The 26185-nt window shown below is 73.5% G+C and carries 28 protein-coding genes and 1 pseudogene; 15 read left to right on the forward strand and 14 right to left on the reverse strand.

Features of this window, described 5'->3' with window-relative positions; translation table 11 throughout:
• Positions 1-34: 34 nt before the first annotated feature.
• A complete protein-coding gene (locus ACZ58N_RS17160) occupies positions 35-1102 on the reverse strand; it encodes an alkene reductase (protein ID WP_471160007.1) in 1068 nt (355 codons plus the stop codon).
• Between the two features lie 222 nt (positions 1103-1324).
• On the opposite strand from ACZ58N_RS17160, the gene ACZ58N_RS17165 reads away from it, so the two are divergent.
• Both ACZ58N_RS17165 and ACZ58N_RS17170 read left to right on the forward strand, forming a co-directional pair.
• Positions 1325-1864 carry a MarR family winged helix-turn-helix transcriptional regulator gene (locus ACZ58N_RS17165; protein WP_471160010.1) on the forward strand — a complete coding sequence of 180 codons (540 nt, stop codon included), beginning with the start codon at positions 1325-1327 and terminating at the stop codon, positions 1862-1864.
• Positions 1865-2546: 682 nt separating this feature from the next.
• Positions 2547-3155: a sortase domain-containing protein gene (locus ACZ58N_RS17170; protein ID WP_471160013.1), complete on the forward strand. Its 609-nt coding sequence runs from the start codon at positions 2547-2549 to the stop codon at positions 3153-3155.
• 206 nt (positions 3156-3361) lie between these two features.
• On the opposite strand, the gene ACZ58N_RS17175 is transcribed toward ACZ58N_RS17170, so the two are convergent.
• The 3 genes from ACZ58N_RS17175 to ACZ58N_RS17185 form a co-directional block, all read right to left on the reverse strand.
• The gene (locus ACZ58N_RS17175) at positions 3362-3934 is read right to left on the reverse strand and encodes a helix-turn-helix domain-containing protein (RefSeq protein ID WP_471160016.1); all 573 of its coding nucleotides are present in this window, start codon (positions 3932-3934) and stop codon (positions 3362-3364) included.
• 394 nt (positions 3935-4328) lie between these two features.
• Entirely contained in the window at positions 4329-4514 is a 186-nt protein-coding gene (locus tag ACZ58N_RS17180) for a hypothetical protein (RefSeq protein WP_471160019.1), read from the reverse strand.
• Positions 4515-4672: 158 nt separating this feature from the next.
• Positions 4673-4900 carry a hypothetical protein gene (locus tag ACZ58N_RS17185; protein ID WP_471160021.1) on the reverse strand — a complete coding sequence of 76 codons (228 nt, stop codon included), beginning with the start codon at positions 4898-4900 and terminating at the stop codon, positions 4673-4675.
• 173 nt (positions 4901-5073) lie between these two features.
• On the opposite strand from ACZ58N_RS17185, the pseudogene ACZ58N_RS17190 reads away from it, so the two are divergent.
• The 3 genes and pseudogenes from ACZ58N_RS17190 (at position 5074) to ACZ58N_RS17200 (ending at position 6940) form a co-directional block, all read left to right on the forward strand.
• Positions 5074-5701 (forward strand): annotated as a pseudogene (locus ACZ58N_RS17190) (helix-turn-helix transcriptional regulator).
• A 33-nt stretch (positions 5702-5734) separates the two neighbouring features.
• Positions 5735-6658, forward strand: coding sequence for an AraC family transcriptional regulator (locus ACZ58N_RS17195; protein ID WP_471160024.1), 924 nt, complete (start codon positions 5735-5737; stop codon positions 6656-6658).
• A 60-nt stretch (positions 6659-6718) separates the two neighbouring features.
• A complete protein-coding gene (locus ACZ58N_RS17200; protein ID WP_471160027.1) occupies positions 6719-6940 on the forward strand; it encodes a hypothetical protein in 222 nt (73 codons plus the stop codon).
• 54 nt (positions 6941-6994) lie between these two features.
• Here the strand turns inward: ACZ58N_RS17200 and ACZ58N_RS17205 are convergent, their stop codons facing one another.
• The 4 genes from ACZ58N_RS17205 to ACZ58N_RS17220 form a co-directional block, all read right to left on the reverse strand.
• A complete protein-coding gene (locus ACZ58N_RS17205; protein ID WP_471160030.1) occupies positions 6995-7804 on the reverse strand; it encodes an ABC transporter permease in 810 nt (269 codons plus the stop codon).
• Entirely contained in the window at positions 7801-8868 is a 1068-nt protein-coding gene (locus tag ACZ58N_RS17210; RefSeq protein ID WP_471160032.1) for an ATP-binding cassette domain-containing protein, read from the reverse strand. Before ACZ58N_RS17210 ends, ACZ58N_RS17205 begins: the two co-directional genes overlap by 4 nt.
• 120 nt (positions 8869-8988) lie before the next feature.
• Positions 8989-9408 (reverse strand): ribosomal maturation YjgA family protein, encoded by a 420-nt coding sequence (locus ACZ58N_RS17215; protein WP_471160034.1) that lies wholly within the window; start codon positions 9406-9408, stop codon positions 8989-8991.
• A gap of 67 nt (positions 9409-9475) precedes the next feature.
• A complete protein-coding gene (locus ACZ58N_RS17220) occupies positions 9476-9841 on the reverse strand; it encodes a hypothetical protein (protein ID WP_471160037.1) in 366 nt (121 codons plus the stop codon).
• Between the two features lie 365 nt (positions 9842-10206).
• Between ACZ58N_RS17220 and ACZ58N_RS17225 the strand changes: the two genes are divergently transcribed.
• Positions 10207-10551, forward strand: a complete 345-nt coding sequence (locus ACZ58N_RS17225) for an SCO4225 family membrane protein (protein WP_471160040.1) — start codon at positions 10207-10209, stop codon at positions 10549-10551.
• Between the two features lie 40 nt (positions 10552-10591).
• On the opposite strand, the gene ACZ58N_RS17230 is transcribed toward ACZ58N_RS17225, so the two are convergent.
• Together ACZ58N_RS17230 and ACZ58N_RS17235 are read right to left on the reverse strand one after the other, a co-directional pair.
• Positions 10592-11107 carry a hypothetical protein gene (locus ACZ58N_RS17230; RefSeq protein ID WP_471160043.1) on the reverse strand — a complete coding sequence of 172 codons (516 nt, stop codon included), beginning with the start codon at positions 11105-11107 and terminating at the stop codon, positions 10592-10594.
• A gap of 129 nt (positions 11108-11236) precedes the next feature.
• Entirely contained in the window at positions 11237-11902 is a 666-nt protein-coding gene (locus ACZ58N_RS17235) for a GNAT family N-acetyltransferase (RefSeq protein ID WP_471160046.1), read from the reverse strand.
• A 210-nt stretch (positions 11903-12112) separates the two neighbouring features.
• On the opposite strand from ACZ58N_RS17235, the gene ACZ58N_RS17240 reads away from it, so the two are divergent.
• Positions 12113-13282: a winged helix DNA-binding domain-containing protein gene (locus tag ACZ58N_RS17240; RefSeq protein WP_471160048.1), complete on the forward strand. Its 1170-nt coding sequence runs from the start codon at positions 12113-12115 to the stop codon at positions 13280-13282.
• A 233-nt stretch (positions 13283-13515) separates the two neighbouring features.
• Positions 13516-14163, forward strand: a complete 648-nt coding sequence (locus ACZ58N_RS17245) for a uridine kinase family protein (RefSeq protein WP_471160051.1) — start codon at positions 13516-13518, stop codon at positions 14161-14163.
• Between the two features lie 149 nt (positions 14164-14312).
• On the opposite strand, the gene ACZ58N_RS17250 is transcribed toward ACZ58N_RS17245, so the two are convergent.
• On the reverse strand, positions 14313-14558 hold the full coding sequence (locus ACZ58N_RS17250; RefSeq protein ID WP_471160054.1) for a hypothetical protein: 246 nt from the start codon (positions 14556-14558) through the stop codon (positions 14313-14315).
• Between the two features lie 175 nt (positions 14559-14733).
• A complete protein-coding gene (locus ACZ58N_RS17255; RefSeq protein WP_471160057.1) occupies positions 14734-15270 on the reverse strand; it encodes a DoxX family protein in 537 nt (178 codons plus the stop codon).
• A 663-nt stretch (positions 15271-15933) separates the two neighbouring features.
• Here ACZ58N_RS17255 and ACZ58N_RS17260 point away from each other — a divergent pair.
• The 3 genes from ACZ58N_RS17260 to ACZ58N_RS17270 all read left to right on the forward strand — a co-directional run bounded on the left by ACZ58N_RS17260 (position 15934) and on the right by ACZ58N_RS17270 (position 18141).
• Entirely contained in the window at positions 15934-16977 is a 1044-nt protein-coding gene (locus tag ACZ58N_RS17260) for an aminoglycoside phosphotransferase family protein (protein WP_471160060.1), read from the forward strand.
• 218 nt (positions 16978-17195) lie between these two features.
• Entirely contained in the window at positions 17196-17399 is a 204-nt protein-coding gene (locus tag ACZ58N_RS17265; RefSeq protein ID WP_281208001.1) for a cold-shock protein, read from the forward strand.
• Positions 17400-17601: 202 nt separating this feature from the next.
• Positions 17602-18141, forward strand: a complete 540-nt coding sequence (locus tag ACZ58N_RS17270) for a 2'-5' RNA ligase family protein (protein ID WP_471160063.1) — start codon at positions 17602-17604, stop codon at positions 18139-18141.
• A gap of 21 nt (positions 18142-18162) precedes the next feature.
• On the opposite strand, the gene ACZ58N_RS17275 is transcribed toward ACZ58N_RS17270, so the two are convergent.
• Complete coding sequence (locus ACZ58N_RS17275) at positions 18163-18702, reverse strand: EF-hand domain-containing protein (protein ID WP_471160066.1); 540 nt, start codon at positions 18700-18702, stop codon at positions 18163-18165.
• A gap of 482 nt (positions 18703-19184) precedes the next feature.
• On the opposite strand from ACZ58N_RS17275, the gene cseB reads away from it, so the two are divergent.
• The 4 genes from cseB to ACZ58N_RS17295 all read left to right on the forward strand — a co-directional run bounded on the left by cseB (position 19185) and on the right by ACZ58N_RS17295 (position 24871).
• The gene (cseB, locus tag ACZ58N_RS17280) at positions 19185-19925 is read left to right on the forward strand and encodes a two-component system response regulator CseB (protein ID WP_471160069.1); all 741 of its coding nucleotides are present in this window, start codon (positions 19185-19187) and stop codon (positions 19923-19925) included.
• Between the two features lie 4 nt (positions 19926-19929).
• Complete coding sequence (locus ACZ58N_RS17285; RefSeq protein ID WP_471160072.1) at positions 19930-21183, forward strand: sensor histidine kinase; 1254 nt, start codon at positions 19930-19932, stop codon at positions 21181-21183.
• 263 nt (positions 21184-21446) lie between these two features.
• Positions 21447-22160, forward strand: coding sequence for an ABC transporter ATP-binding protein (locus ACZ58N_RS17290; protein ID WP_471160151.1), 714 nt, complete (start codon positions 21447-21449; stop codon positions 22158-22160).
• 152 nt (positions 22161-22312) lie between these two features.
• Entirely contained in the window at positions 22313-24871 is a 2559-nt protein-coding gene (locus ACZ58N_RS17295; RefSeq protein WP_471160075.1) for an FtsX-like permease family protein, read from the forward strand.
• A 110-nt stretch (positions 24872-24981) separates the two neighbouring features.
• Here the strand turns inward: ACZ58N_RS17295 and ACZ58N_RS17300 are convergent, their stop codons facing one another.
• A complete protein-coding gene (locus ACZ58N_RS17300; RefSeq protein ID WP_471160077.1) occupies positions 24982-25821 on the reverse strand; it encodes a class I SAM-dependent methyltransferase in 840 nt (279 codons plus the stop codon).
• Positions 25822-26185: the final 364 nt, after the last annotated feature.

The following is a 26185-nucleotide window of genomic DNA, read 5'->3' on the forward strand; positions in this document are numbered from 1 at the left end:
GTGGCGGGATGGGCGGCCCCGGTGCGGGCGCGGGCTACGAGCGGGTCGGGTAGTCCGTGTAGCCGCGGGCGTCGCCGCCGAAGAAGGTGGCCGGGTCCGGGGTGTTGTAGGGACCCTCGGTGCGCAGGCGGTCGGGCAGGTCCGGGTTGGCGAGGAAGAGGGCGCCGAAGGCCAGCAGGTCCGCCGTGCCGTCCTCGATCAGACCGAGGGCGCGGTGGTCGGTGGGTCCCTCGGTCGCCGGGTTGAGGACGAGCGGTCCGCCGAACTGCTCGCGCAGCGCGAGGGTGACCTCGCGGGCGTCGGGGCCGTACTCCATCACGTGCAGGTAGGCCAACCCCAGCCCGTCGATCTCCTTCACCAGGGCCTCGTAGACGGGCTGCGCGTCGGGCTCGGAGATGTCGTTGTACGGGTTCCCGGGCGAGACCCGCAGCGCGGTGCGTTCGGCGCCGATCGCCGCTGCGACGGCCTTGACCACCTCGACGGCGAAGCGGATGCGGTTCTCGGTCGTGCCGCCCCACTCGTCCGTCCGCAGGTTCGTGCCCGGGGCCAGGAACTGGTGGATGAGGTAGCCGTTCGCCCCGTGCAGCTCGACGCCGTCGAATCCGGCCTCCACCGCGTTGCGGGCGGCGGCGGCGTAGTCGGCGATCGTCGCCCGCACCTCGGCTCCGGTCAGCTCGCGCGGCGTGACGTAGTCCTGGAGGCCGTCACCGGTGAAGACCTGGCCCCGGGGTGCGACCGCCGAGGGGGCGACCGGCACCAGGCCGTCGGGCAGCAGGGACGGGTGGCCGATCCGCCCCGAGTGCATCAGCTGGGCGAAGATCCGGCCGCCGGCCGCGTGCACGGCGTCGGTCGCGGGGCGCCACGCGGTGATCTGCTCCGCGGTGTGCAGGCCCGGGGTGAAGGGGTAGCCCTGTCCGACGACGGAGGGCTGGATCCCCTCCGAGATGAGCAGTCCGGCCGAGGCCCGCTGGGTGTAGTAGTCGGCGACGAGGTCGGTCGCGAGCCCGCCGTCCGCCGCCCGGCTGCGGGTCATGGGCGCCAGGGCGATCCGGTTGGGAAGGGTGGTGCCCGCGATGCGTACCGAGTCGAAAGCGCTGGTCATGTCTGCCTCACAAGATGATTGGTCGGCCAATGATTGGCTGTGGAAGCAGCGTACCCCATTACTTGGCCGGCCAAGGTAAAATTTCGGGGCCGGGTAAGGTTCAGGACGAAGACCGGAGGCCGGAAGCCGGGCCGGAAGGCCGGCGGGCGGTGGGCCGGACGGTCCGTAGACCACAGGGCCATGGACCGGACGTGCCGGTCCCGACCGAGGAGGAGCGCCGCCATGACCGCGGAAGCCGCCCAGGAACCGCGTGCCACCCCCGAGTGTTCGGTGCCCGGCGCAGTGCTGGAGGGGCCGGTGAGCCACGCGATCAGCCGGGTGGCGCGCCTGCACCGGATCGCCGCGGGCCGGGCCCTGCGCGACCTGGGCCTGCACCCGGGGCAGGAGTTCCTGATGATGCACCTGTGGGACAACGGGGCCGTCCGCCAGTCCGAGCTGATCAAGACGGTCGGCCTGGACCCCTCCACCGTGACCAAGATGCTCCAACGCCTGGAACACGCCGGTCATGTGAGCCGCCGCCCCGACCCCTCGGACCGACGCGCCTCGCTGGTGGAGGCCACGGACAGCAGCTGCGGTCTGCTCGTCGAGGTCCGCCGGGCATGGGGTGAGCTGGAACGCCAAACCCTGGACGGCCTCGACGAGACGGAACGGGACGAACTGGCCCGCCTGCTCGGCAAGGTGGAGACGACCCTGTGGGCGGAGGTCACCCGCGGCGGGGCCGCCGAGTGCGGAGCGGCCGGCGGAGAACCGGGCCTCTGCTGAGGCCCCCCGGACCGCCGGACAACCACCGGGCAAGGCCGTTCGCCCGGCGCTCACGACGTGGCCGTGGCCGCCACACCTCCCGCCGTACGCGGATGGCGTCCGGCGGCGCCTCACGGACCGGTGAGCCCGGCCCCGTACGCGAGGTCCGCCTTCGCGACGCCGCGGCCGGGTCAGGATCGGGCGGAGGCGGCCCGCGCCCCGTCCGCCCGGGCGTCCGGACGCGGTGAGGGCCCGGCCCGGAAGATGCGGTGAGCGCGATCTCCCCGTCGAAGGGCAACCTCCTGGGCCCCGTGGACGTGTACCGGCTGTGCTGGGCGGCTCCCGCCTCACGGCCGCCGACGTCCTGCCCGGCCGAGCGGTCGGAGCGGCAGACCCGGTCACCCCGGACCGGCCCGGCCAACCCGTACCCGCCGGGCCGTGCCGGGTGGTGGTTTCCGCGGGTGGTCGCGGGTAGGCGCCCCTTCGGAGACCGCTGACCTCCCCGCTCCGGACGGGACGCGGGTCCCACAGCACCCGCGACGACGGCCGGGGCGGCCCCTCCGCGATCGGAGCCCTGCCATGACCCGCGCACCGTCCCCGACCCGTACGCCGTCCATGCCCGCACCCCGCCGCCACGGACCCGCACCCGGGCGTCGGCCCGGCGGCCCCGCCGTCGTGACCCACCGGGACCGGTGAGGCCGCCATGTCACCGAGACTGCTCCTCGTCGCCGGAGCCGCCTGCACGGCACTGCTCGCACCCGCCGCGGGTCCGGTGGCCGCCGCCGAAAGGGCCGAGTCCCGCGACACCGGGACGGCCGTGATGTCCATCCCCGCGATCGGCCTCTCCGGCCTCCCCGTCGTCCCGTACCAGGGCAGCCCGGACGACGCCCCGGGCACCCGGATCCAGGACCGCGGCCTCGCCGCCAGCCCGCACGGACCAGAGGGCGGGGCCGGCCCCGGCGAGATCGGCAACTACATCGTCACCGGCCACCGGGTCGCCGCGGGCGGGCCGCTGCGGGACCTGCCGTCGTTGCCCACCGGCTCCTCGGTGTTCATCACCGCTGACGGGGTCACGTACCAGTACACGATCACCACGACCCGGACCACTTCCTTCCGGCAACCGGCCTCCATGGCGGCACAGCGCGCCGCGGTCCCCGGCTCGCCCGGTGCCGTGCCCCTCCGGGCGATGATCACCGTCACCACCTGCCTCACCCCCGAGGACGACGCGGCGGGCAACTTCTGGCGCGACGCCCAGAACAATCCCGAACACCGCCTCGACAAGATCGGCGTCCTCACCTCGACCAAGTCCTGACCGTCGAGGCCCGTCGGGACCCGCGCCTGAGTTCGCCGGTCTCCGGACCGCGGGGCCGTGTCCCGGTCCGCGGTGCGCGAACCGGGAAGGGTGTTTTCCCCTGAGCCGCGTGCCTGCGGGGTGTCGGCACGGCGGGAGGGGTTCCGTCCGATGCCGGTGCGGGTGACCGTCACCGGCATCGTGGGAAGGAGGAGAGCGGGCCCCGTTCAGCCGTCCCAGGCGGGCAGGTAGGCGCCGAGGAGGGCGAGTACCAGCACCCAGGCGGCGAGCGTCACCGCGGCCGCCCCCACGCGCGGCAACATTCGGTCGCCGTCCTCGGTCGCCCCGTCGGCTCTCCTCGGGGTCGGCACCCGCGCGCCGGACAGGGGCGGGGCCGTCCGCCGGGACCGGCCCCCTTCCGAATCGACCCGTTCGGTGGACGCCGCTTCCCCGAACTCGGCGGCCGTCGGGCGGGGAGTCGCAGCGATGCCGTGGGCCGGTCCGGCGCATCCGGATGAGCCCCGGGCGGGTGGGGCGGCCGGGCGGGGCCGGCCGTCGGCGTGTTGGGCGAGTCCCTGGAGGAAGCGCCGGTAGGCCTCGCGGCGCTTCCCCGTCGGTGTGGTGCGTCCCGACTCCCAGGAGCGGACGGTGGCCGGCCGCACGCCGAATGCGAGGGCCACCTGTTGGGGCGTCAGCTCCCACGCCTCGCGGAGCCTGCGGCGTTCTGCGGGCTCGGGGAGGAGGAGACGGTGGCCGGTCGAGCGGGTCGACGGTCGGGACAGCGTGTGCGAAGTCGTCATACCCGTAGGACAATCCTTCCGGTCGTCCGTGACGGGGGTGGCCCCGGGTTCACCCGTATGCAGCACCGGCGTCGACGTGCGACCCCCTGGGGCATGTCGGTCGGCGAGCGCCCGTCCACCTCGCGGCACACCCCTGGGGGCGGCCCTCGCCGGGGGAGCTCGCCCGCACGCCTTCGAGGCGCCGCCGAACGACAGCCACCCGCCCGAGCTCCGGATGCCATGGCCCCGCCCTCCGCCTCATCCCGCCCTGGTGCGGAACCCGGCTTCCGCCACCACCGCGGCCCGTCCGTGGAGCGGGGCAACCGACTTCCCGGTGCCGGGTCGCACCCCGGCACCGGGTGCGGCCCGCCGTCGGCGGGCGGGGGCCGGGGAGCCCCCGTGGAAAGGGCTCCGCTCAGGTGGGGGGATGCTGTCGCGGCGGCGGGTCGTGCTCGGGCAGGAGCCCCAGGATGTCGAGGAGCGTGTGCAGGTCGGCGCGGTCGGTGGCGTGGGCGGCGACGGCCCTGCGCGCCGCCGCGCGGTCGCCCTTTCCGAACGGGGCGAGCAGGGCGGGGTCGTCACAGCCGAAGGGGTCTTTCATTCCGCTGATGCGACCAGGATCCCGGCCGATCCGCAGCCCGGCTTGCTCCAATCGGCCGCCGCGCGGCCCCGCGCAGGGTCGGGTGGTGCGGTCGACGGGTGCCGCGGCCGTGCGGGTCACCATCCGGCCGCACCTCGATGCCGCCCTGCCGGGCACCCTCAGATGATGTGGATGCGCTCCAGGGCGCCGTCCGTGTCGCGGATCATCAAGTCGTTGCCCTTGGCCCGCTCGCGCTCGATGAACCCGAGGAGCAGGACGGCCCGGTTGATGACGTCGGACTTGCTGACGCCGCTCTCGGCCGTGAGTTCCGCGACGGTGGTGACCGCCGGCGGGCAGAGCGTCACCGAAAAGCGCTCGCTGTCGGGATGGGAGGGGAGTGCGTCCATGGCCTTGCCTTCCATTCGAACCATTACTGCACCAATAATGCACCGGCTGTGTGCACCGTCGCACCGCATTTACATCGGTACTGCGCGATCGAGGCATCCCCACGGGAGGAGAGGGCTGGAACCGACCGCTTCCCGGGGCAGCGTGGACGGCATGCAGACCGTCCTCGGCGCGATTGCTCCCGCTGCTCTTCCTCCTCCGGGCGCGCCGGGACCGGCCGGGGCGCGCTCCTGGCGCAACGGCTCGACATCGGCCCCCGCACCGTGCGCCGCGACATCGACCGGCTGCGCGAACTCGGCTGTCCCGTGGTCGCGTTCAAGGGGCCCGACGGCGGTTGACGGCTCGACGCCGGCGCCGAACTGCGGCCGCTGCTGTTCGACGACGAGCAGGCCGCGTGAACTCGCTGCCGGCGCCAACGCGACGACCTTCGTCGCGGGTCGCTCACGGGGCGGGGGCGCCTCGGGGGAGTGGCCCTGTCGTGGCGAGGTGATTCTCGACCTGCCCGTGTCCGTGGTCTCCCGACACGTCCGGGACGGGCTCGTCGAGCCGATGGGCCCCGGCCGGAGCCGGCTCGTCCTCGGCTCCTGGTCGTGGTCCGGTCCGGCCCGGCCGCCGTCCTCGGCGGGCTCGACACCGGCATGGAGGTGATCGGCCTCCCGGAACCACGGGAGGCCTTCGCCCGTCCGGACCGTCGCCAGGGCCTGTCGTCAAAGTCCCGTCGTCGCCCGGAGGGCGGCCGGACAGCACCCACCCGACATGATCGGGCACAGGATGTCGGGTGCGGCCAGGGGCCCGTTGCCTAGCGTGGTGATCGCAAGAAAGGAAGGTGACCGGGCGTGTTGGACCGACTCAACCAGGTCATGGAGCACATCGAGGACCACCTCGACCGACCCGTCGACGTCGCCGAGCTGGCGCGCGGTGCGGCGACCTCGGAGTACCACCTGCGCCGGATGTTCTCCGCCCTGGCGGGCATGCCGCTGTCGGAGTACGTCCGGCGGCGGCGCCTGACCGTCGCGGGCGCCGAGGTGCTCGCCGGCCGCGAACCACTGCTGGACATCGCGGTCCGGTACGGATACGGCTCCGGGGAGGCGTTCGCGCGGGCGTTCCGCACCGTGCACGGCGTCGGCCCGGGCGAGGCCCGCCGCACCGGCACCCCGCTGGTCTCCCAGGCCCGGCTCACCTTCCGTCTCACCGTCGAAGGGAGCAACAGCATGCGGTACCGCGTAGTGGACAGGGCGGCCTTCACCGTCGTCGGATTCAAGGCACGGGTGCCCCTGGTGCACACTGGCCCGAACCAGGCGATCATCGAGTTCGTCCGCGGCATCGACCCGCAACGCATGGGGCCGGTCGCAGCCCTCTCCGACCAGGAGCCGCAGGGCGTCGTGGCGGTCTGCGACGATCTCGATCCGAGCCGCGCGGAGGGCACCGAACTGGACTACTACCAGGGCGTGATCACCACGGCACCGCCCCCGGAGGGAACCACCTCCCTGCCCGTACCGGCCGGGATCTGGGCCGTGTTCACCACCTCGGGACCGGCGCCCGAGGCCATCCAGTACCTGTGGCGGGACGTGTTCACCCAGTGGTTCCCCTCCAACCCGTACCGGAGCCGCCCCGGCCCCGAGATCCTGCGCACGCACTTCCACCCGGAGACCTCCGAGGCCGACGCCGAGCTGTGGCTCCCGGTGGAACGGGAACCGGGACGGGGCGGGGCCGGGCCCGCCTCCGGCCCCATCGGGGAGGCGGGTGAGTCAGGCCGCTGATCGGCGGGTAGTCGTCCTTCGAACGGATTCGGAACGGCCGGCGGTCAGGGGGTCGCGCACATGTCCCGGAGCAAGGTTCCCGACTACGTGACCGGCAGGCACGGACCGCACTGGACGCACTCCCTGCGCGCGGCACAGCGGGCGGGCGCCGTGATCGTCGCCGACGAGTCCGGCGAGCCCGTCCGCTACGCACCCGCGGACGGCGGCCCCGGCCGGTTCCGCCCCTGGATCGACGCGCACGGCACCCGCCACGACAGCCACGACGTCCACCCCGAGTGGTGACGGGCCCCGGGAGTCCGAGCCGCGGACGGCCGCGTCGCGGACGGCCGCGCCGGGTCAGCGCTGTGAGCGGTACGCGCGCATCGCAAGGGGCATGAACACCGCGGCGATGCCCACGGCCCACACCAGCGACCACATGATGGGCCGACCCGCCGGGGTCCCGAGGAGCAGCCCGCGGACGGCGTCCGACAGTTGGGTGACCGGGTTGACCTCCACCCACGCCTGAAGCCACCCGGGCATCGTGTCCACGCGGGCGAAGGCGCTGCTGGTGAACGTGATCGGGAAGATGAAGGTGAACGCGTAGACCTGGACCTTCTCCGGGTCGCCCGCCACCATTCCGATGAGCACCGCCGTCCACGAGACGGCCGCGGCGAACACCAACAGCAACAGGGCCGCGGCGAGGAACCCGGCGAGGCCCCCCGTGACCCGGAAGCCCAGCACCATACCCAGGACGATCATCAGGACCATGGCCCACAACTGCTTGACCAGGTCGGCCGCTATCCGCCCGAAAAGAGGCGCCGACCGCGCGATGGGCAGACTGCGCAGCCGGTCGAAGACGCCCTTCGTCAGGTCCGTGTTGAGGGACATGGCCGTGTAGGTGCTCATGAAGAGGGTGTTCTGGACGATGATGCCCGCGAGCGCGTACTGGAGGTAGTCACGCGGTGAACCCGCCATCTGACCACCGAAGACGTAGGTGAACAGGAACACGAACATGATCGGCGTGATGCTGTAGTCGACGAGTTCCAAGGGGTTGTGCTTCACCGAGACCAGGCTGCGCCACGCCATGGTGGCGGTCTGTCGCACGGCGGCGGCCGGGTGCACCCGACCGCCCCCGCCCCTCTCCCGGGCGACCGTCACGCCGGTCATGACGGGCGTCCCGTACGCATGGGCGTCCCGTCGGGGTCCGCGCCGGAGCCCCGAGCACCCGCGTCGTCCGTGTCGGCTTCGTCCGTGCCGCCGCCCCCGGCGCGGGGGGCGAGGTCGGGCGGGGGACCGCCGGGCACCGCGCGATGGCCGGTGAGGACCATGAACACCTCGTCGAGCGAGGAGCGTCGAAGGGTGAGCTCGCCGATCTCGATCCCCTCCCGATCCAGCCCGCGCACGACCGCCGGCATCAGCCCCGGGTCCGTGACGGGCACCGTGATCCCGTCGCCCTCGATCTTGGTCTGTGGCCCGGCCCGCTCGCTGATCAGCGCGTGCGCCGCGCCCAGATCGGCCGCCCGGACCGGACGTAGTTCCAGCACCTGACCGCCGACCTGCGACTTGAGGTCGTCAGGGGTGCCGTCCGCGATCACCGTTCCCTTGTCGATCACCACGATGTGATCGGCGAGCCGGTCGGCCTCGTCCAGGTACTGGGTGGTCAACAGGGTCGTCATGCCCTCGGCGACCAGGATCCGCAACATGTCCCATACCTCGCCGCGGCTGTGCGGGTCGAGCCCGGTGGTGGGCTCGTCGAGGAACAGGACCTGTGGTCTGCCGACAAGGCTGGCCGCGAGGTCGAGGCGCCGTCGCATCCCTCCCGAATAGGTCTTGGCGGCCCGTCCCGCGGCGTCGGTCAGGTGGAACCGGTCGAGCAGTTCGGCGGCCCGGGCCCGGGCGTCCCCGCGCGGCATGCCGAGCAGCCGGCCGATCATGAGGAGGTTCTCCGTACCGGTCAGGTTCTCGTCCACGGCGGCGTACTGGCCGGTGAGCCCGATCAGGGACCGGACCCGGCCGGCCTCCCGCACCACGTCGAACCCGCCGACCTCGGCGCGCCCCGAGTCCGGCAGGAGGAGCGTGGCGAAGACGCGGACCGCGGTCGTCTTGCCCGCGCCGTTGGGACCCAGCAGGCCGCACACCGTGCCGGCCGGAACCTGAAGGTCGATGCCGGTGAGTGCGCGCGTCTCCTCGAACTGTTTGGCCAGGCCTTCGGCCCGGATCGCGTGCCTCATGGGACCACCTGATTTCCCCGCGGGAGCGTCGACGCCGCAAGCGCCGATCGTTCTTCCCACTGTGACCCATGCCACCGACAGTGCGCTTCCCCGCGGCCCCGCGGACCCGGTTCCGGGACCTCAGGACCGGGGACGCCGACGTAGCGCGGTGTGCACGAGGCAACCCGCCGCCGCGCCGATCGCGTACCAGAACAGGTCGGGCGCGTTGAAGGTGGAACCGAGGACGAGACGGGCGACGACACTGCGCCGGGACAACTCCGCGGGCAGCGGGCCGAGCTGCAGGAACTCCACCGCCCAGCTCGCGGCCAACGCCACCGCCGCCGCCCGCAGGGGCGTCGCCCGCGGAGCGGCCATGACGACGAGCGCGAGCAGGAGGACGGTGTACAGCGCGTCCCCGCCGTACTTCGCGACGTCCCCGCCGGCCACGGACCTGAGCCCGAGGCCCGTGCCGACGGTGACCAGAGCGGCCAGGGCGGCAGCCACACGGATCCGCGTCGGGTCGGTGGCGGGGCGGTCGGGGCGCGCGGACGTGAAGATCACGCGATCATCCTGCCGGACGTCCGCGTGCGGACCGGAGGGGGAGCGCCTGCGGGCCGGGGCGTCCCGGTCAGTGGCGGCCCCTCCACCGGGCGATGAGTTCGGCGGGAGTCCGGGGTGAGGGGTTGCGCTCGGCCGGCCACTCCTCCTCGGGCGTGAGCGGCACGCTCGGCATCAGGTAGCGCATGCCGTCCTTCTCCAACACGCACAGGGGCTCGCCGCCAGGGATGTCGGGGCGTTCCAGACGGACCAGGAACCCCTGCGGGCGGGAGCCCGGGACCTCACCCCGCAGAACGGTCGCCGCCGAGCGGCTCGTCCGCCCCGCGACCACGGTCTTCCCGTCGACGAGGACCTCGGCGTGACGGTGCCGGAGGTCCCGGACGACGGTGATCGAGTGTCCGTCCTGGTCCAGGTGGAAACGGTGACGGTCCACCACGACGACCTCCCGGGGGATGTGCCTGCCACACCAGCCTAAGGGCTGTCCCGTGATCCCCGGCGGGCGCACGACGCCGGCCACTGCACCCTCGCCGCGTTGTCGGAACGCCCGAATACGACCGATACGAGGACGCTCCTCCGCCTTGCGAGGCACCGCATCCGACGCCGTGCGCCGATCCACCGGGGATCACGGGACAGCCCTTGGGGCGCCCGAGGCCCCGGCGTCCCGACGCCCCTGCGCACCCGACGTCCCCAGGGGCGTTGAGTACGGGTACTCAGGCGTGGCGCGCGCCGTCCGACCACGATGGTGATCACCACGCACGGCGGCGTCATCGGCACCCGCGCCGCGAACTCCCGAGGAGAACCATGCGTTTCCCGCGCACGTTCATACGTCTGACCTTCTGCAACTGGCTCTCCGGCCCCTACCTCGGGCTCGCCTTCCTCCTCCTGCTCGTCGGCGCCGGCGACGACGGGAACCAGGCGGCGGGCCTCCTCGCCCTCCTGCTGACGGCGCCGACCGGAGCCGTCCTCATCGGAGCCGTCAACTCGGCCGGCCCCGGGGCGCAGGGAGACGCGGCGATCTGGATCGCCCTCGTGGCCTCGTACCTCTTCCAGGCATTCCTGCTCGGCCTCCTGGCGCGGGCCGTGCGCCGGGGCCTCACCCGGGGACGGGGCGGCTCGGCCGCCGGCGAGCTGCCCGTCATCGACTGAGCGGGACGGGAGGCCGCGGGCGGCGCGGGCCGCGACGGGTTCAGTAGCGCAGCGCCCTGGCGGTTTCGGCCTTCGCCGTTCCCGCGAGCTTGTGGGTGCTGCGGGCGACACCCTGCCCCGTGCCGTTGCCCGCCACGTCCGACACGGTCAGCACGACCGTGTCGAGCCGGTTGCCGCTCTCGTCCTTGTAGTCGACCTGCACCGCGAACGACTTCTTCGAGGCATCGGTGTTCTTCACCGAGACGGGGACGACCGTGTACCCCTCGCCATCGGTCGTCACGGTGCCCAGCGTCACCTCGTCCTTGGCGTCCACACCGTTCTTGATCTCGCCGAACTTGTCCTGGGCCACGGCCGCAGCCGACGACGCGGCGTCCGCGGCGGCGGACGCCGCGGAGGACACCTTGGCCCCGGCCGATTGCACGGCCGACGCCGCCTTCGACGCGGCATCCGACGCCGAGCCCGTCCCGTCGGAGCATCCCGCCGCACCGCAGACCGCCATCACGATCACCGCACCCGCCACCAGACCACGCCTCACCACGACCACCAGCCTCTCCACGACACTCTCCTTGTCGCCCATCCAACGTCCCTCCGCGCCCGCGCCCCGGTCGACCCGGCGACGCAACCGGGTGAACGCCCGACCGGCCGCCGCGCCGGCGAGGAGGCGGGTGACGGGGCGGGCGTGGCCTCAGCCGTCGGTCGCGGGACGGACGCCCGGGTCCGGGTCGCGCCACATGGACCACAGGGTCGGACCGTCGTCCGGCAGCCGGATCTCTCCCGTGACGCGGAATCCGAGCCCCTCGTAGAAGGGAACGTTGGACGCCTTGCTCGACTCCAGATAGGCGGCCTGCCCCAGGCGGTCGCAGTCGGCGAGCTGCTGGCGGACCAGGGCCGAACCGATGCCCGCGCCCTGGCAGGCCGGGTCGGTGCCCAGCGTCGGCAGGTACCAGTGCGGGGCGTCGGGGTGGGCCTCGTGCACCGCGTTCTGGACCTCCGCGGCACGCCGCAGCCCGCCCGGCCCGAAGACGCGCAGGTACGACGGCATGGCGGCGAGTTCCCGGACCGGGTGGGTGCTCCAGTGTCCCGGCGCCGACCACAGAGCGGCTCCCAGCAACCGCCCGCCGCCGGTCGCGGCCACCCGGACCGCGCCCGTACGAGGCCGGAGCTGCCGTTGGGCCAGCCGGAAGTAGCGGGCGACCCGGGGTTCCCGGTCGGACGGGCCGGGGAGCATCCACTCCATGACGGGGTCGTCGGCGAAGGCGCGGGCGAGCAGCGTGGCGACCGCGCCCGCCTCGCCCCGACCGGCGCACCGGATGCCGTACCCGGTGGACAGCAGCGCTGTGCGTGCGTTCATGGGGCCACGGTAGGGAGCGGGCCCGGTCGCCCCGGCCGCGTGCGCGGGGACACGCCGGGCGGGACCCCCAACGTGAGCCCCGACGCGTCCGGCGGATGCAACGGAGCACGACGCCCGGCCGGTGTCGTCGGCCGCTTCCCGACCCGTCCGGCGTGAAGCGGGGGGCGGGGGCGTACCCGTCGGCCGGGCGGCCGGGGCAGAATCCACCGTGTGATCATCACCGCGCGCGAACTGAACCGGGCGACCTTGAGCCGCCAACTACTGCTCCGACGCGAACCGTTGACCGTTGCCGAGGGGGTGCGACGAGTGGTCGCGCTCCAAGCGCAGGAACCGGCCTCGCCGTACCTGGCCCTGTGGAACCGGCTCGCCGACTTCACACCGGCCGAGCTCGACGGCGCGTTCAGCGACCGGTCGGTGGTCAAGGCGACCCTGATGCGGATCACCTTGCACGCCGTGCACGCCGAGGACTACCCGACGTTCCGCGCGGCGATGCAACCCACCCTGTACGCGTCCCGGCTCGGCTCCCGCTTCGCCGAGGCGGGCCTGACCCCGGCCGACGCGGACGAACTCCTCCCCGAACTGATGGAGTTCGCACGCCGGCCGCGCACCTCCGCGGAGATGCAGGCCTGGACGGAGGAACGGCTCGGCGCGGAGAGACGGGACGGGGCGTGGTGGGGGCTGAAGGGGTACGCGCCGCTGCACCACGCCCCGACCGGAGCCACCTGGTCCTTCGGCACCCGCCCGTCGTTCGTCGCGGCCGGAGCCGCCTCGGACCCCGCGACCGGCCCCAACCCCGTGCCCGTGCCGGCGAGCCGAGAGGTGGATCCCGGAGCGCTGCGCGCCCTGATCCTGCGCTACCTGGCCGGGTTCGGGCCCGCGTCGGTCGCGGACGTGGCGCAGTTCGCCCTGGTGCGGCGGACACACGTACAGGCGGCGATCCGGGCCCTCGACGGCCTGGTGGAGCCGCTCCCGGGGCCCACCGGCGAGACGCTGTTCGACCTCCCGGGCGCCTCCAGGCCACCCGCCGACATTCCTGCGCCACCCCGCCTCATGGCCATGTGGGACAGCACCCTGCTGGCCTACGCGGACCGTGGCCGGGTGATACCCCCCGCCTACCGGCCGCTGGTGATCCGGCGCAACGGCGATGTCCTGCCGACCCTGTTGGTGGACGGCCACGTCGCCGGAGTGTGGCGTCCCGTGGACGGCCACGTCGAGGCCACGGCCTTCCACCCCCTGTCGTCCGCCGACTGGGACGGACTCGCCGAGGAGGCCCGCTCCCTGACGGCCCTCCTCGCCGGCCGGGACACGGCCGTCTACCGCCGCTACCACCACTGGTGGTCGAAGCTCCCCGCCTCCGAGACGCGTCTCCTCCGGCCGTAGCCCATGACGCCGGGGACCCCGGAACCGGGCGCGAGGCACCCGCTTCGCGGCGGACGGCCCGATGGTGCCCGGAGCCGCAGCGCCATGCATCGTGCGGCCGTGCGGAGAACGTGCGGCCGGCGGATGGCTCCGCGCGGGCGCGGTGGCGCACCATGTTGGTTCCATCGGCCCCGTGGTGCGGGACGCGCGACCCCGCACGCCCACCTCTGCGAAATCCGGGTGAACCGCACACCATGACCGAAGCACCTCTCGACATCGAGGCACTGGCCGCGACCGTCCTCGCCGCCGCCGCCCGGCGGGGGCGAGCCGTCCTGCTCGGCATCGACGGCCCCGGCGCCTCCGGCAAGAGCACCCTCGCCGCGCGGCTCGCGGACCGGCTCGGCCCGGCCGTCGTCGTCCACATCGACGACTTCCACCTGCCCTCGGCCGCACGCCACCGCGCCGACCCCCTGGCCGTCGCCGCCCACTTCGACCTGCGGCGGCTCCACGAGCAGGTGCTGCGCCCCGCCGTCGCGGGAGCCGCCGTGCGCTACCAGCACTACGACTGGGACCGGGACCGCCTCACCGGGTGGACGTCCCTCCCGCCCGGCACCCCGCTCGTCGTGGAGGGCGTCCACGCCCTCCACGCGGACCTGCGCCACGTCTACACCTACCGGCTGTTCTGCGACGCACCCCGGGCACTGCGACTGAGCAGGGGACTCGAACGGGACGGGGAGGAAGCCCGCTCGCTGTGGGTCGACGAGTGGATGCCGGCCGAGGACCGCTACCTGGCCGCCCACTCCCCGCACCGCCATGCGGACCTCGTCCTCGACACCCCACCGGACCCCGCGGGCCCGGACACCGACCGGGGGAGGAGCGGGCGGACGGGGCCCGCCCGTTGACCCGGCCGCTCCGGGCGACCACGGTGCCTCCGGAACGCCGACAGGGGCGGTCGACGTGGTGTCGACCGCCCCTGCCCTACTGCTCCCGCACTACGACTGCTGCGGTTCTACTGCTCCGTGTCCGCCGGCCTTGCGCTGCCGGCGCGGCTTCAGTTGGTGCCGAAGTGCCCGAACTCGGCCCACTCCTTCTCGCCCTCGCTCGCGCAGGTCGAGGTGTAGGCCGGACCGAACGCGGCCGGCACGGCGGCGGCCGACGAACAGGTCGACGCGAAGCTCTTGTGACCGCCGGAGAAGTACTCGCTCTCGACGCCGTCGTTCGCCAGGGCAGCGCCGGCGCCACCCAGCAGGATGCCCGCGGCCAGGACGGAGGCGGTGAGGGCAGAGCGCATACGCATGATGTCTCCCAAGAGGATCTTTGGATGACGCGCCAGGAATGGTGCGCGTCGGCCGGTTCAACGTCACGGAAAGGTCACGGGAAACGGCACTTCACTCCAATGGCCCGCACCGGTCCTGACGAGGCCCGCGCCGGCTGTGTCCCCGCAGCTCCGGACGGATCGGCGGGCTGTTGGATCAGTCCCGCAGGAGCAGCACCAGGGCGGCCAGCACGACGGCCAGCGCGAGCGCGAGGATGCCGTAGGACACCCGGTGGTGACGGAGCACCGGCAGGAACCGGTCCACGGCGAAGCGGCCCGGCCCGGTGAGGGCGAGCGTGACGGCGGCGGCGGTGATCAGGGCCTCGAACTCGACCCCCTCCATGCCGACCACGTCGCCCGCCCACTTGGTGGTGATGGCATTGATCATGATGCCGACGACGGCGGCGGCCGACAGGGGGGTCAGGAGACCGAGGATCAGGCCCACCCCGCCCAGCGTCTCGGTGAGGCCCGCGATCGCGGCCATGGTTTCGCCGGCCGGGTACCCGGCCTTGCTGAAGAACATGCCCGTGCCCTTGACGCCGGGGCCGTCGAACCACCGGAACAGCTTCTGGGTTCCGTGGACGAACATGATCGCGCCGAGGACGAGGCGCAGGACGGGCAGGCCGACGTCGAACGGGGTGGTGGTGTTGCCGGTTCCGGCGAGGGGGGCGACGGGGTAGGCGGTCGTGGCCATCGTGGACCTTTCTGTCGGGGGAGTGCTGCCAGCCGTGCCCACAGTGACGAAAGATCGCCTGAAATGCCCGGCACGGTGATGTGCGAGTCGCCGTCCGCCCCGGCGACCCGGCCCCGACCACCCCGCTCCCGGGGTCTCACACCGACGTGCGCGAACCGCTCCGGCGGCGGCCGCTGCCGACAGGGCGAGCAGCAGGGTCAGGGCCGCCGGCGCACCGCTGAAGGAGACCGGCGCGACGAGGGGCAGGCCCGCGACGAGGACAGCAGGCGCCGCGCGCAGTCGGGCGAACGCCGGCCGCCCGGCCAGCAGCAGCCCGGCCACCAAAGGTACGGCCGAGCGCAGTCCGTCGAGCGGGTAGGGCAGCTGCCATCGTGCCGAGGCGACGATCAGCACCGCGGTGGCGGCCGGCGCTCCGGCGACCATGGCCGCCGGGCGCAGGCGCAGCGTCGGACGCGGGTCGGGCGGGCAGAGCGCGGGCAGGAGTGCGAGCAGGAGCAGTGGCCCACCGGTAGCGGCCGCGAACCGCTTCAGCGGTGGGCAGCCCGTCAGGGTGGTCGACGAGAGGAGGGGCGGCGCGCGGGGAGGCTCCGGTGGAAGCCCTGCAAGCGACGTCGCGGCACACGTTGTGGCACATGTCGGCCCGGCCGGGCTCACAATGAACTCATGTGGTCACGAAGGGTGTTCGGGGACGGATTGCGGGCCGAGTTGGGCACGCCGAGGAACCCCCGCAGACTGGGCAGCAGCCCCCGCTCGCGCGTGTGGCGCGTCGAGTTGGCCGGGGCGACGGCGGTGGTGAAGCAACTCGTCGACGGGCCGCAGGCCGACGACCGGTATGCCCGCGAGGTCACCGCCCTGCGGCTCGCCGCCCGCGCGGAGGAGCCGGTGGCGCCCGCGCTCCTGGCCACCGATCCCGCCGCACGCGTCCTCGTGCTCGAACACCTGGAGCACCGGCCGCCGTCCGAGGACTGGGCCGTCGCGTACGCGGTGGCACTGGCCCGCCTGCACGCCACCGCCGGCCCGGCGGACGCGGGGGCGCTGCCCCGGTGGCGCGGCCCCGACAGCGCCGACATCGACTCCTTCCTCGCACTGGCCGAGACCCTCGGTGTCCCGGTCGCCCCCGGCGTGCGGGGGGAGCTCGACGCACTCGTGGACCGGCTCGGTCGGGCTCCCGGCCACGGCCTGCTGCACGGCGATCCCTGCCCCGGCAACGACCTGCACACCCCCACCGGAGTCCGGTTCGTCGACTTCGAACAGGCATCACTGGGCAGTGGCTTGATGGAGCTCGCCTACCTCCGCATCGGATTCCCCACCTGTTGGTGCGTCACGGCGACGCCGACGGCGCTCCTGGAACGCGCGGAGAGTGCCTACCTCGCGCAACGGCGCCGCTCGACCGGCTCGGAGATCGGGGCCGCCGAGTTGCGCGACGGTATCGCCGACGCCTGCGTCGGGTGGCTGCTGCGCGGTGACGCGCTCGTCGAGCGGGCCCGTCGCGAAGGCGCCGACCACCTGGCGCGGATACCACGCCGGGACTGGAAATGGGGCACTGCGACGGCACGCCAACGGCTCGTCCACCGGCTGGGCGTGGTCGCCGGGACGGTGGCCCGACGGCCCGCTCTCGCCGGTGTGGGCGGCTTGGCGGGCGCCATGCGGCGACACGCCCTCGTCCGGTGGCCCGCAATCCGGTCGGTGCCGACAAAACGGCCGTAGTACCCGCCCGCGGGCGCCGTCCATGATCCCCGTCCGAAATTCCGTGCTCGTTGCTCTCTGGTGATGGGCGGTTCCGCCGTGTAGCTTCAGCTCAGCTGTCGTGGTTCGCAGTCCCTGCCCGCGCCCTGGCGTGGGCGTTTTGCTGTGCAGTGCCGGACCAGGGCGATCACCTCCGGGTCCGCGCGGTGCGGATCCGACATCGACTGAGAGGCATGACCATGGCCAGCGGAACCGTGAAGTGGTTCAACTCCGAAAAGGGCTTCGGCTTCATCGCGCAGGACGGCGGCGGTCCCGACGTCTTCGCGCACTACTCGAACATCAACTCCACCGGCTACCGCGAGCTCCAGGAAGGCCAGGCCGTGACCTTCGAGATCACGCAGGGCCAGAAGGGCCCGCAGGCGGAGAACATCACCGCCGCCTGATTCACGTCACAGGTGGTCACCGCCCCGGAGCCCACGGCTCCGGGGCGGTCCCGGATCCACGGCCCGACGTACGGTCCGGTTCCGGCGGGGCCGGTACCCGACCCGGTCGGGACCCGCTCGAAGCCCGGTCGAGGGTCGCTCGCGAGCCGTCTCCGGGCCAACACCCTGCGCCGGGCGCCGTGGGGGTGACACCATCCGTGCCATGGCAGCTGACAGCGGCGCCGCCTTCGAGGTGGGCCAGACGGGACTCATCATCCCGATCCCCGAGGCGGAGCCGACCCTGCGGGGGTGGCGCGACCGGCTCGATCCATCGGCCGAGGCCGGGGTACCGGCGCATGTCACCGTACTCTTCCCGTTCCTCGAAGCGAGCCGACTGGACGCACGGGTGGACTCCGCCCTCGCCGACCTCGTGGGCCGCCACCCCGCGTTCGACCTGCGGTTCGCGACCAGTGGGCGTTTTCCGGACGTGCTGTACCTCGTGCCCGAACCCGACGCCCCCCTGCACCGACTCACCCGGTCGATCGTCGAGCGCTGGCCGGAAGCCCCGCCCTACGGCGGCCGGTTCACCGAGACGGTGCCACACCTGACCGTCGCCCAGGGCCAGGAGGACGCCGTCCTGGACGTGATCGAGGCCGACCTCGCCGGCACCCTCCCGTTCACGTCACACGTGTCGGCGGTCGAACTCATGGTGTACGACGGATCACGATGGCGGGAACGAGCGTCGTACCCGCTCGGCCGCTGAACCCGGCCCGGGCCCACTCCCTCAGTCGGAGAAGCGGCCGCAGAGCCAGTTGCCCGGTTCCGAGGGGTCGTCGCTGGTCCAGAACTGGACCCAGAGCCGCGCGAACTCCTCCCGACCGAGATGGCCGTCGCCGTTCGGGTCGAGGAGCTCGAAGACGCCCGTGAGGTCGGTGGGCTGCCCGTTCCACGTCTCGACGAGACCACGGTGCTCCTCCGGGGAGATGCGGCCGTCGCCGTTGGCGTCCACGGCGTCGAAGACGGTGTCGGCCGTCGCGGTGACGTCCGACACCATCGCGGGGAGCTGATCGACGAGGGACAGCAGTTCGCCCATGTCGACCGCGCCGTCCCCGTTGGCGTCCCCCGCGTCCAGCAGCGCCGCCCACCAGCCCATCAACAGGGCCTCCACCCGCCTGCGCAGGTCCGTTCCCGGCCCCACCGCGGGCAGCCGGCTCCAGCGGTCGACCAGCGCGGTGAAGTCCTCCTCGCGCAGATAGCCGTCACCGTCCGCATCGAACGCGGCGAACATCCCCCTGAGCTTGCGCTCCTGAAACGCACTGGCCACGAGCGGCCTCCCTCGACGCCGAACCGAACCGTGAACGCCGCCCGCGCCCCGGCGGGCGGCGCGGGCAACTATAGGTCGGCGCGCACACCCGCTCCCACGGGTACACCTGGACGAGCGTTCACCCCTCCGACCGGGACCCGCGGGTGTGGAACGGCGGCGGGACGTGGGCGGGACGCCGGTCCGGACGGTCGGGTTCGGCGACCATGCCCAGGTCCTCACCGGTGACTCGCCGGTGAACCGACGGCACGGGTCGACGGAAGGGCCGCGAGGCGCCCGGTCGTGCATCGGTCCGGTATCGGCGAGCGCTTGGTCGTGCATCGATCCGGCGGCGCGGGGCGTGTCAGCCCGGGGGTCGCGCTCACCCCACGGACGTCTGACCTATCGTTCCTGACAGATCACCGCCCACCGGCCCCACCCACCACCGTGCCCACCCCCACCGGATCCGCCGTCCGTCCCGCCGTCCCACCAGGAGCCGTCCGCACGTGTCCTCGCCCGCCCACCCCCCGGCCTCCCCGCAACCCGTGCGCGTGCTGCTGGTGGAGGACGACGACCTGATGCGCCGGTCCTTCACCGTCGCCCTGGAGCGGTACGGCTACCGGATGCGGACCGCCGCCGACGGGCTCACCGGGCTGGAACTCTTCCGTGACGAGGAGTTCGACCTGCTGGTCCTCGACGTGATGCTGCCCGGCCTCGACGGCATCGGCCTGTGCCGCAGGGTCCGCGAGACCAGCCTGGTGCCCGTCCTGATGATGTCCGCACGGGGCGACGGCCTCGACGTCGTCGCGGGTCTGGAGGCCGGTGCGGACGACTACGTCGTCAAACCCGTCGACACCTTCGTGCTCGTCGCACGGCTCCGCTCGCTGTTGCGGCGGGCGACATACGCCCCGATCCCCGCCCCCGGACCGTCGGCCGCGCAGGAACCGCCACCGGCCGCGGGTGCGCTGCTGGTCTTCGGTGACCTGACCATCGACACCGGCGGGCTGGAGGTGCGCGTCGCCGGCAGCCCGGTGGCGCTGACCCCGACCGAGCTGAAGCTGCTGCTGGAGTTCGCGGCTCGCCCGGGGATCGTGCTGGAACGGCACACACTGCTGCGCGACGTGTGGGAGTACGGCTGGGACGGCGACAGCCGGGTCGTGGACCTGTGCGTGCAACGGTTGCGCGGCAAACTGGGCCGCGACCGGATCGAGACGGTCCGCGGCTTCGGCTACAAGCTCAGGCGCTGACGCCGTGCCCCCGTCCGTCCCCGCCGGCCGGCGCCGTGTTCCGCTGCGCTGGAAGATCGCCGCGCTCGCCGCAGCCACGGCATGCCTGGTCGTGGCCGCCGTGGCCGTACTGGTCCACCTGTGGACCGCGCAGGACATCCACCAGCGGGCCCAGGCACAGGCCCTCAACACGCTGTACGCGGCCATGGACGTCCATCGGCGCACCGGAGCCCTGACGGAGGGCGCCGAACTCGACCCGCCCGAACTGCCCGCGTCCCTGCGGCACCCGGCGGACGGCGACCGCCACACGGCCGACGACGACCACGTCGACGGGAACCTCGGCCCGAGCGTCTGGGCCGCCCAACGGGTCGGCGGCCCGGGCGGCGCGGTGCTGGCCTACCGCGTCAACATGGGCCCGGACCTGCACGAACTGCGACGCCTAGACATGACCATGGCGGTGGCCTCGCTGCTGGCCCTCGCGGCCGCCACCCCCCTGGCCGTCTACGGAGCGGGGCTGCTGGCCCGGCGACTGCGCCAGGTCTCCGAAACAGCGGGCCGGATCTCCGCGGGGGACCTGGACGCCCGGACCGGACCCACCGGGGGCCGCGACGAGGTGTCCGACATCGCCGCCACCGTCGACCTGATGGCCGACAGCCTCAGCCGACGCCTGCGCGACGAACGCCGCTTCACCGCGGACGTGGCCCACGAACTGCGCACCCCCGTCGGCGGGCTGCTCGCCACCGTCGACCTGTTGCCCGCCGGTGAGACCGAGGACCTGCTCCGGGCACGGGTGCGCGACCTGCGCGGCCTGGTGGAGGACCTGCTGGAGATCTCCCGGCTGGACGGCGGAACCGAGCAGCCGGTCCGCGTCCGGGTTCCGCTCGGCGCCGTCGTCACGGAAGCCGTGGCACGGACCGGACTGGAGACGGAGGTCACCGTCACCGCCCCCGGGACGGCACCGGCGGTGCAGACCGACCCGCGCCGTCTCGAACGCATCGTCGGCAACCTCGTCCTCAACGCGCACCGGCACGGAGGAACCCCGGTGCGCGTCACCGTCGAGGGGCGGACCGTCGTCGTGCGCGACCACGGCCCCGGCTTTCCCGCCGACCTGCTGCGCCACGGCCCCCGCCGCTTCCACACGGGAGCCACTGAGCGCGGCTCGGGTCACGGCCTGGGGCTGACCATCGCCCTGGGACAGGCCCGCGTCCTCGGTGCCGACCTGGAACTGGACAACGCACCGGAGGGCGGAGCCGTCGCCACCCTTCGGCTTCCCGCCTGAGGGACGTCGCGACCGCTACGGGGCCGAGCGGCAGCCGATACACGACGACCCGGACACCCGATACGTTCCCCGGACACCCTTCGAAGTGCACGTGCCGCACCCCGCGCACCCTCGTGCGCCGCGCGCGTCGTCCGCACCTGAAACATCGAAGTGGAGTCCCCGTGACCGTCGACCCCTCGGCCCCGCACACACCGTTCCCTCCGCACGCACCGTTCCTCCCGCACGCGACGGCGACCGGCACCGCGGCCGCCGGCACCACCGACCTGACGAAGGTCCACGGCAGCGGCGACACCCGCGTCGTCGCCCTGGACCGCGTCAGCGTGTCCTTCCAGGAAGGTGCGTTCACCGCGATCATGGGGCCCTCCGGCTGCGGCAAGTCCACCCTGATGCACTGCGCAGCCGGGCTCGACTCGTTCACGTCGGGATCCGTCCGGATCGGTACGACCGAACTCGGCACGCTCGACGACCGGCAGCTGACCCAACTGCGCCGCGACCGGATCGGGTTCATCTTCCAGGCGTTCAACCTGCTGCCGACCCTGACCGCGCTGGAGAACATCACCCTGCCCCTGACCATCGCCGGGCGACGCCCCGACCGGCAGTGGCTGGACCGCGTGGTGTCCATGGTCGGCCTCTCGCAGCGGCTCGGGCACCGGCCCGGACAACTGTCGGGCGGGCAGCAGCAGCGGGTCGCGGTGGCCCGGGCCCTGGTGTCCCGTCCCGCGATCGTCTTCGGTGACGAGCCGACCGGAAACCTCGACTCCCGTTCCGGGGCCGAGGTGCTCGGCTTCCTGCGCGACTCGGTGCGCGAGCTCGGCCAGACCGTCGTCATGGTCACCCACGACCCGGTCGCCGCCGGATACGCGGACCGCGTGGTGTTCCTCTCCGACGGTCGGCTGGTCGACGAGATGACGCAGCCGACCGCGGACCGGGTGCTCGACCGGATGAAGGCGTTCGACGCCCGCTCCCGCACCAACTGACACCGTCCGGCACCGGCCGATCGACGCCGCACGGCAGCCGCCGACGGGTCGCCGTCGCCTGCCGCACCGTCCTCCGGATCCCGCCCGAGAGCCACCCGCCCGACAGCCACCCGCTCGCAGCCGCCGAGCCCACATCCCAGGATCCGCACCCCATGTTCCGTACCGCCCTGCGCAACGTGTTCGCGCACAAGGCCCGCCTGCTGATGACCGCCTTCGCCGTCATGCTCGGCGTCACCTTCGTCTCCGGGAGCCTCGTCTTCGGCGACAGCCTGAGCCGGGCCAACGCCGCCCGGGCGACCGACGGCTACGAGCGCCTCGCCGTCAGTGTCTTCCCCGAAGGATCCCCCGAGAGTTCCCCCGAAGGTTCCCCCGCCGGCGCGGGACCGGCCGGCGTCGACGCCGGCACCGTCGCCACCCTCGCCGAGCTCCCGGGCGTCGCCCGCGCCGCCGGCCGGGTCGACGGGTTCGCCGCCGTCGCCGGCCGCGACGGCCGCCCGATCGCGAACGACACGGCCCACCGGGGCGCCAACTTCGCCCCGGGAGCGAACGGCACCGACCCCGCCTACCGGTTCGTCCGGGGCTCCGGCCCGACGGGTGACCACACCATCGCCCTCGACGAGGCCACCGCCAGGAAGGGCGGCCACCGGGTCGGCGACAGCGTGCGCGTCGGCACCGACCAGGGCGCCGCCTCCTACACCCTCAGCGGAATCTTCCGCACCGACGGGACCAAACTGCCCTCCGGCGGCAGCCTGACCCTGTTCCACGAGGCCACCGCGCAGCGGCTCTTCCTCCGGCCCGGCCACTACGCGACCATCGAGGTGACGGCCGCGCCCGGCACCGACACCGTGCGGCTCCTGGCCCGCGTCGAATCCGTGCTCCCCCCGAACACCGGCGCCGCCACCGGCGCCCAGCTCGCCCGGATCCAGGAGAACCTCGCCACCAACGACAGCGACACGATGAGCCAGATCCTGCTGGGATTCGCGGCGGTCGCCCTCTTCGTCGCCACGTTCCTCATCTCCAACACCTTCACCATGCTCGTCACCCGGCGGACCAGGGAACTGGCCCTCATGCGGGCCGTCGGAGCCTCCCGCCGACAGGTACGACGCATCCTGCTGGCCGAGTCCGTCCTCGTCGGTGCCCTCGCCTCCGCGGCCGGCCTCGCCGCCGGCACCGGGGTCGCAGCCCTGCTCCGGACGCTGTTCGCGTCCTCCGACACGCCGTCCGGCCCCCTGGTGCTCACCCCGGCCACCGTGATCACGTCGCTGCTCGTCGGAACCGCGCTCCCCACGATCGCCGCATGGCTTCCGATCCGCCGGGCCATGGCCATCCCGCCCGTCGCCGCGCTCGCCGCGGCCGAGCCCGCGGCGCCCGCCCGCACCGGTTCGCTGCGCACCGGCATCAGCGGCGCCCTGCTCCTGACCGGCGCCGCCGCCTCGCTGTACGGGGCGATCGGCGCGGGCGAGGACGCCCGCACGGTCATCGGCCTGGGGGCGGCCCTCACGCTGAGCGGGGCGATCGGCTTCATCCCGCTGCTGTCCAGGCCGTTCGTCGCCCTGCTCCGGCCGCTGCTGACCCGCCTGTCCCCGGTGCACGGAGACCTCGCCGCCCGCAACACCGTCCGCGACCCGCGCCGTACCGGCGCCACCGCCGCGGCGCTCGCCATCGCGCTGACCCTTGCCGCGGGGCTCTCCGTCCTCGGGGCCTCCGCCGCCCAGTACCTCGACCGGGCGACCACGCACGACTTCACCGCCGACTACCTGATCAAGCCCGCCGAAGGCGGCATGCGGATGACCCCGAGGACCGCGGAACCCCTGAAGAAGCTGCCCGGTGCCGCGTTCAGCCCGCTCAACCAATCCACCGCGTACCAACTGGCGGGCGTCCCGTCCGTACTGACCGGCGTCGATCCCGCCACCATCGGCCGGCTGCTCCGCTACGACGTGATCGAGGGCTCCCTCGACTCCCTCGCCCAGGGGCGGATCGCCGTGGCCGACTTCAAGGCCGAGAAGGCGGGCTGGCACGTCGGCCAGACCCTTCCCCTGCGGCGTGAGGACGGCGGGCAGGGCGACGTCACCATCGGCGCCGTCTACCGGGCCGACGAGCAGAGCAACCTGCTGCCCAGCATCACCGCTCCCGACGCCCTCGTCGCCCGCTACGACCCCAACCCGAGCACCGCCGCGATCCTGCTGGCCACGGACGGGGGTCCCGGCCCGACCGCCCTCGGGAACGTCACCCGCGCCCTCGGCGACAACCCGGCCCTCGCCGTCCTGGACGAGTCCGGCATCCGGGAGCAGGAGAGCGGATCCATCGGGGAGCAGCTCAACGTCTTCTACGCCCTGCTGGGCATGGCCCTGGTGATCGCCGCGCTCGGCATCGCCAACACCCTCGCCATGTCCGTCCTGGAACGCCGCAAGGAGATCGGGACCCTGCGGGCCCTCGGAATGGATCGCTCCGGAGTGACCCGCATGATCCGACTGGAGGCCCTGCTCCTCGGCGGACTCGGCGCCGGCCTCGGTACCGCCCTGGGCGTCTTCCTGGGCTGGGCCCTCGGGCGCACCCTCCAGGAGAGCGTCGTCGGCTACACGTTGGTGATTCCGTGGGGGCGCCTCGCCCTCGGTGTGCTCATCGCCCTCGCCGGCGCGCTCCTCGCTTCCCTCTGGCCGGCCCGCAGGGCCGCCCGTGTCGACATCCCCGCGGCGACGTCGGCGCAATGACGGGGGCGCGCCGGGCGGGGCGGGGCACCGGCGGGTCACGGCGGCCGGCAGGGCCGACCGCCGGCCCGAACGGGAGCGGGCCGGTCGGTCGGGCCCGTCCGGTGGTCCGGTCAGGCGGGCTCACCCGTCCGGTGGGCCGTGAGGAGCAGGTACTCCCACTCCATGACCCCGTCCCGGGTGTTCTCCTCGGCCAGCGCGTCCAGTGCGCGGTCCAACGCCGCCACCCGGTCCACGTCGTCCCCGAGGGCACGGTAGACCGCGATCGTCGGCCCGTAGCAGGCCTTGAAGAACGTGCGGAAGGCTCCCGGCTGCGGGAAGGCGTCGATCCGTACGGTCCGACGTCGGGCGTCGACGTCGGTGACACGGTCGCCGAGGAGCTCGTACACGTGCTCCTCCTCGCCCCAGAGGGGCGGAGGCTGCGCTCCCGGCGGTGGGGGCGGAGCGTACGGTTTCATCGTCGCGAACATGCGGCCGACGAAGCCCTGCGGCGTCCAGTTCGCCAGACCCACCGTCCCCCCGGGGCGGCAGACGCGCACCAACTCGTCGGCGGCCACCTGGTGGTGCGGGGCGAACATGACCCCGAACGAGGACATCACGACATCGAACTCCGCGTCGGCGAAGGGCAGGTGCTCCGCGTCCGCCTCGCGCCACTCCAGATCGACTCCGCGTACCCCGGCCAGGTTCCGGCCGATTTCGAGCAGCTCGGGGGTGAGGTCGCTCGCCACGACGTCCGCCCCCACCAGGGCGGCGGGAATGGCGGCGTTTCCCGCGCCGGCCGCGACGTCCAGGACCCGGTCACCCTGCCGCACCCCGCACGCCCCGACGAGCTCGGCACCCACCTCCGGGATGACGTGCGAAGCCACGGACGGATAGTCGCCCCAGGCCCACATGGCCCGGTGGCGGGCCTTCAGCGCGTGATCGGCCCCGACCGCTTCGTTCCCCTCGGACATGACCCACCTCCAGGGCTCGGACAGACCTTCATCCGAGGGTATGCGTCACGGGTCGGGGACGCAGTCCGACCGCCCCGGCCCGCGTGGGGCGGCGGTGGCGACGGGACCCGCCTCCCCCTCCGGGCGGTGTGCCCGGCGGACGCGGGTGAGGGTGGCGGGAGGGCGCGGACCCGGCCGTTGCCGCCCGGCCCGCGCCCGGTGCGGCAGGTCCGAACGCCGCTAGGGCCTGTCGTCGAAGTCCCGTCGTCGCCCGGAGGGCGGCCTCGCGGTGTCCGGTGCGTGCTCCCGGCGTGCCGGGCGGAAGCCCGCGTACTGGACGTACTCGGGCTTTCGCCCGGTGCGGCGGGAGTGCGTGCCGGACACC

The sequence above is a fragment of the Streptomyces sp. NPDC040432 genome, from assembly GCF_055595445.1.